Consider the following 4,668-nt stretch of genomic DNA (forward strand, 5'->3'; position numbering starts at 1 on the left):
AATAACGGGGGAGACCATATACAGGCCCTAACAACTATTCGTACTGACTCTCGCTCCAGCTAGCGAATATGACGCAGGCCGACACACTATCAACTTTGTCCTTAGTCAGTTTTTTATAGCCACCTAACTCAAACAGCATGGCTTTAGCGTCTGTGGTAGTCAGTCGCTCATCACAGGTGTCAACGGCCACTTTAAAACGCCCGTGCAGGCGGTTTGCAAATTTGCGGGCGCGTTGAGTCATCTCCTGCTCAGTACCATCCATATTAAGCGGTAAACCCACCACCACGATATGCGGTTGCCATTCTTCGTAAAGCTTTTCTATTAACGTCCAGTCAGGAATACCGTCTCTTGCTTTCAGCGCTGCAAGAGGGGAAGCCGTACCGGTAATTTCCTGACCTACCGCCACGCCAATACTTTTGGTACCAAAATCAAATGCAAGTACCGTACGGTTTCCTATATCAGGCATGTCCCGCTCCCGGTGCTAGCTGCCATACATCCACACCGAGTTTATTTACTGTTGCTTGCCATTTCTTGTGCATAGGCGTGTTAAACAGAATTTCTTGGTCAGCTTCGATGGTGAGCCATGCGTTTTCCTGCATTTCCTTCTCAAGCTGACCGGCTGTCCAGCCCGCGTACCCCAAAGCAATCAAAACGTCTTCAGGGCCTTCATCATTGGCAATAGCAGTCAAAATGTCCTTGGAGGTGGTCACCATAACCCCTGGAGCAAGCTTTAAGCTAGATGCCCACTCTCTTTGCGACGAGTGCAGCACAAATCCTCGCTCTTGGCTTACAGGACCGCCAGCCAGCACGATTTGCTCTGCTTTGTCGTCAGACACAGTGAGTTCTTTGTCAGTCTGTTCAAGAAGCTGCTTCACGTTCATGGTGGAGGGTTGATTTACTACAATACCCATAGCTCCTTCAGCATTGTGTTCACAAATATAAATGAGCGAGCGAGAAAAATACGGATCGTCCAAACTAGGCATCGCGACCAGAAAATGATTTTGTAGGCTTTTTAATTCCGTCATAGTTTGTCTTTTATCTACTATCTTTTATTTTTTCAGGGCCTTTACACTATTGAAGCTAAAGGCGCTCTATCCACTCATATTTGCTTTTTACGATACGAACTGCACTGTGTTTGAAATGCAACCTTACTTTATTTATTGGCTAAGCGCTTTTCAATGGCGTCAAACAGCGTACCCATTATATTAACATCGTAAGCTGCTTCTATTTCTCTTACGCAAGTTGGGCTAGTAATGTTTATCTCAGTAATTTTGCTGCCAATAACATCAAGTCCTACAAATAAAATGTTATTTTCCTTGAGCGTTGGCGCAATGGCTTCGGCTAGGGCGCGGTCAGAATCTGAGATTGGCTGAGGGCGTCCTGTTCCGCCAGCGGCTAGGTTACCTCTGGTTTCCCCTTTGGTAGGCAGTCGCGCTAAGCAGTACGGCATGACTTCACCATCAACGATGAGTACGCGCTTGTCGCCGTCTTTAATCTCTGGAAGGTACTCTTGCACCATCATGTAGCGCGTGCCTAACTTGGTTAGGGTTTCAATAATAACGCCTAAGTTATTGCCATCAGGCTTCACTCTAAAAATAGACGCGCCGCCCATACCGTCTAAGGGTTTGCAAATAATGTCTTGGTGCTTGGCGTGAAACTCACGGATAAGCGCTTGATTGTTCGTGACTAAGGTATTGGGAATGTGTTCTGGGAAGTACGACGTAAACAACTTCTCGTTATAGTCGCGAAGCGCTTGAGGGTTATTTACAACTAGCGCTCCCGCGTCTTGCGCAAGCGACAGCACCTGAGTCGCATACAAAAACTCGCTGTCAAAAGGAGGATCTTTGCGCATGAGTAATACATCAATGTCGCCTAAATACAATGTAGACTCGTCTTCAATGGTGTAGAAATCTGTCGCTTGATCTTTGACCGACACGGTTTTACCCAAGCCCATAGGCTTACCATTGTCTAAATACAGGTCTTTTAATTCAAAATTTACAATCTTTGCACCGCGGCGCTGAGCTTCAAGCATCATCGCAAAGCTTGTATCTTTGTGTGGCTTAATACTTGCGATGGGGTCCATAATTACGCCAACGGTATATTGCATAATGTTTTCACCTTGAATGTTGATAAAATGCCGGCTCAGATGGCCCGGCTGATTGTAAATATATATGGGGGCACACCTGAATTCTTCAAGTTACTGAGCTAGCACTATGCTTGCTATATAGCTGCCTAAAATACTGACTTAGAAGTCGCCGTGCTGAGCTTGAAGAATACTTAGGCTTGTAATCGCCGCTGTCTCGGTGCGCAAAATACGCGGGCCCAAACTTACCGACTGATAACCGTTTTCGTTTGCCTGATGAATTTCTGTTTCAGATAACCCACCTTCAGGGCCAATAAGCAAACGAAAGCCTTGAGCATTATAAGGTTGTCTTGCCAAGCTTTGCTCTGCGCCAGGTGCGAGAACTAATCTTGTGGTATTGGTTGAAGACGACAACCATTGATTAAGACTAACCGGGGCGTTGAGCACGGGAATAATGTTGCGACCGCTTTGTTCACAGGCGCCAATAATAATCTTCTGCCATTGCTGAATTTTCTTTTCCCAGCGTGACTCGTCGAGTTTAACCGTACATCGTTCAGTGATCACGGGGGTTATTTCCGATACGCCAAGTTCCACGCTTTTTTGTAGCACGGTATCCATTCTATCGCCTTTAGATACACCTTGACCTAAGTGCAAATGAAGCGGGGACTCTTTCGCTAGCGATAAACAAGCGTCGGCTTCAACCGTCACTTTTTTTCTTTGAACGCTAATAATTTGGGCACTGTACTCGTTCCCGTCGCCATTGAACAGCACAATAGGTCGGTTGGGTTTTATGCGCAGTACAGTAGCAATATGATGACCGGCGTCTTCGGTCAACTCAAATTCTTGTTCTAACGGAATTGGATTGGGGTAATAAACTCTTGGTATACGCATAATAAATTGTGTGTTTGGTTTTGATGCGTATGATACGTGTGTGCAGGTACAGGTTGCAATGCTGTCGACAGCAGCATGTAAATAATTGAGCAAATACTTACATAAACAACAGCATGCGGCCTATATTTAAATCACCTGACTCGTAAATTAACTCTACGCTGCAGAAGGCGAAGAGTTGTTCGAAGTTGATTTCAACACGGTGGAAGAAGACTTCGATGTTGGTTCTGGGCGGTAGTCCGCTCTTGCATACTTGGTGTGTTTTCCTTTATCAGTGCGTAGTGAATATAAAAATAAACACAAGACGACTGAGAATAGGGTTAATAGAAGCAACATGCGTTAATCCTTTAATTGACATAGTTTGCTAAAGCCCGTTCAGAAGAAACTAAAAGCAAGTGTATCGAAGTAGATAGCATGCTTTAATTCTTTTGAGACTTTAGTCTAAAACTTTATGGCCAAAAAATCATCAAAAAAAACATCTTAAAACTCGGTAACTTCCGTTAAATTGGAAAAAGCGCATCAAGGCTTCGGTATGAAATAGTAAAAATATTGGGTGACATGCGTGTGACAATTACTGAAAAATATACTCAAACTTTAGTCTATGAAGTGGCAATAAATGACATCATATATCGCTACTTTAGGATAATTCTAACACTATCAATAGCCTATGTGGCTTAGACTTTAGGGCGAATTTACGCTATTTGGACCTATTAAGTATTGGTGATAATACGATTAGCTGCTAACGTAGTTGCGTTAATTACAACAAACCATGACAAGGACCATATTATGGAAGAGAAACTCTCGCTTTTTTCAGCAAGCGATGTTGAAAGGTACATAAACGACTACGCCATTCCATGGGGTATCAACATCTTGATGGCAATTGCGATTTATGTTGTCGGTAAGATCGTAGTTGGATTTATTTTGTCTGTATTTAGACGTTTAATGTCTAAGTCTAAATATGATGACATGTTGGTAGATTTCCTAGAGGCGATACTTAGCGCTATTTTGATGCTATTCGTCATTGTTGCGTCACTTGACCAACTAGGTGTGGATACTACTTCTCTTGTGGCTATTTTAGGTGCGGCTGGTTTAGCGATTGGTCTTTCACTGCAAGATTCACTCAAAAACTTTGCAGCAGGCGTAATGCTGCTTGTATTTAAGCCGTTTAAATCAGGAGACTTTGTTGAGGCTGCTGGTACTGCGGGTTCTATTGTTAAGATCGGTATCTTTACCACTACGATGAATACGCCAGACAATAAAGAAATTATTGTTCCAAACGGCAACATCTATGGCGGTAATATTACTAACTACTCAGCGAGAGATACTCGTCGTGTAGATATGGTTGTGGGTATTGGTTACGACGCAGACCTTCTCAAAGCGAAGAAGATCCTTGAAGAAATGGTTGCAGCAGACGACAGAATTCTTGCTGAACCTGCGCCGAAAATCGCGGTATCTGAACTGGCTGACAGCAGCGTAAACTTCATTGTTCGTCCATGGGTAAATTCTGCTGATTTCTGGGGTGTTAAATTCGACTTCACTGAAAACGTTAAACTGCGTTTTGATGAAGAAGGCATTTCAATTCCATTCCCACAAATGGATGTGCACCTACACAAAACAGACAGCGAGTAATCGCTATCTTGAAAACGAAAAAACGCTGCTATATGCAGTAATGCCGATCAGTTAAGAATTTAATGATC

At 43.5% G+C, this 4,668-nt stretch carries 5 protein-coding genes; 1 reads left to right on the forward strand and 4 read right to left on the reverse strand.

Features of this window, described 5'->3' with window-relative positions; translation table 11 throughout:
• Positions 1-34 precede the first annotated feature (34 nt).
• The 4 genes from ruvX to ACX5KA_RS01955 all read right to left on the reverse strand — a co-directional run bounded on the left by ruvX (position 35) and on the right by ACX5KA_RS01955 (position 2,974).
• On the reverse strand, positions 35-466 hold the full coding sequence (gene ruvX / locus ACX5KA_RS01940; protein WP_014980071.1) for a Holliday junction resolvase RuvX: 432 nt from the start codon (positions 464-466) through the stop codon (positions 35-37).
• The gene (locus tag ACX5KA_RS01945; protein ID WP_458730300.1) at positions 459-1,025 is read right to left on the reverse strand and encodes a YqgE/AlgH family protein; all 567 of its coding nucleotides are present in this window, start codon (positions 1,023-1,025) and stop codon (positions 459-461) included. The genes ruvX and ACX5KA_RS01945 overlap by 8 nt, the downstream gene beginning before the upstream one ends.
• Positions 1,026-1,153: 128 nt before the next feature.
• Positions 1,154-2,107, reverse strand: a complete 954-nt coding sequence (gene gshB / locus ACX5KA_RS01950) for a glutathione synthase (protein WP_458730301.1) — start codon at positions 2,105-2,107, stop codon at positions 1,154-1,156.
• A 138-nt stretch (positions 2,108-2,245) separates the two neighbouring features.
• Positions 2,246-2,974, reverse strand: a complete 729-nt coding sequence (locus ACX5KA_RS01955; protein ID WP_039218722.1) for a 16S rRNA (uracil(1498)-N(3))-methyltransferase — start codon at positions 2,972-2,974, stop codon at positions 2,246-2,248.
• A gap of 783 nt (positions 2,975-3,757) precedes the next feature.
• Between ACX5KA_RS01955 and ACX5KA_RS01960 the strand changes: the two genes are divergently transcribed.
• Positions 3,758-4,600, forward strand: a complete 843-nt coding sequence (locus tag ACX5KA_RS01960; RefSeq protein WP_039218720.1) for a mechanosensitive ion channel family protein — start codon at positions 3,758-3,760, stop codon at positions 4,598-4,600.
• Positions 4,601-4,668 lie beyond the last annotated feature (68 nt).

It is taken from the genome of Alteromonas alvinellae (assembly GCF_902705805.1).

What these genes read in the sequence shown, in the direction of transcription:
- ACX5KA_RS01955 (WP_039218722.1), bottom strand. Translation starts at nt 2,974, where the DNA reads ATGCGTATACCAAGAGTTTATTACCCCAATCCAATTCCGTTAGAACAA.
- gshB (WP_458730301.1), bottom strand. Translation starts at nt 2,107, where the DNA reads ATGCAATATACCGTTGGCGTAATTATGGACCCCATCGCAAGTATTAAG.
- ACX5KA_RS01945 (WP_458730300.1), bottom strand. Translation starts at nt 1,025, where the DNA reads ATGACGGAATTAAAAAGCCTACAAAATCATTTTCTGGTCGCGATGCCT.
- ACX5KA_RS01960 (WP_039218720.1), top strand. Translation starts at nt 3,758, where the DNA reads ATGGAAGAGAAACTCTCGCTTTTTTCAGCAAGCGATGTTGAAAGGTAC.
- ruvX (WP_014980071.1), bottom strand. Translation starts at nt 466, where the DNA reads ATGCCTGATATAGGAAACCGTACGGTACTTGCATTTGATTTTGGTACC.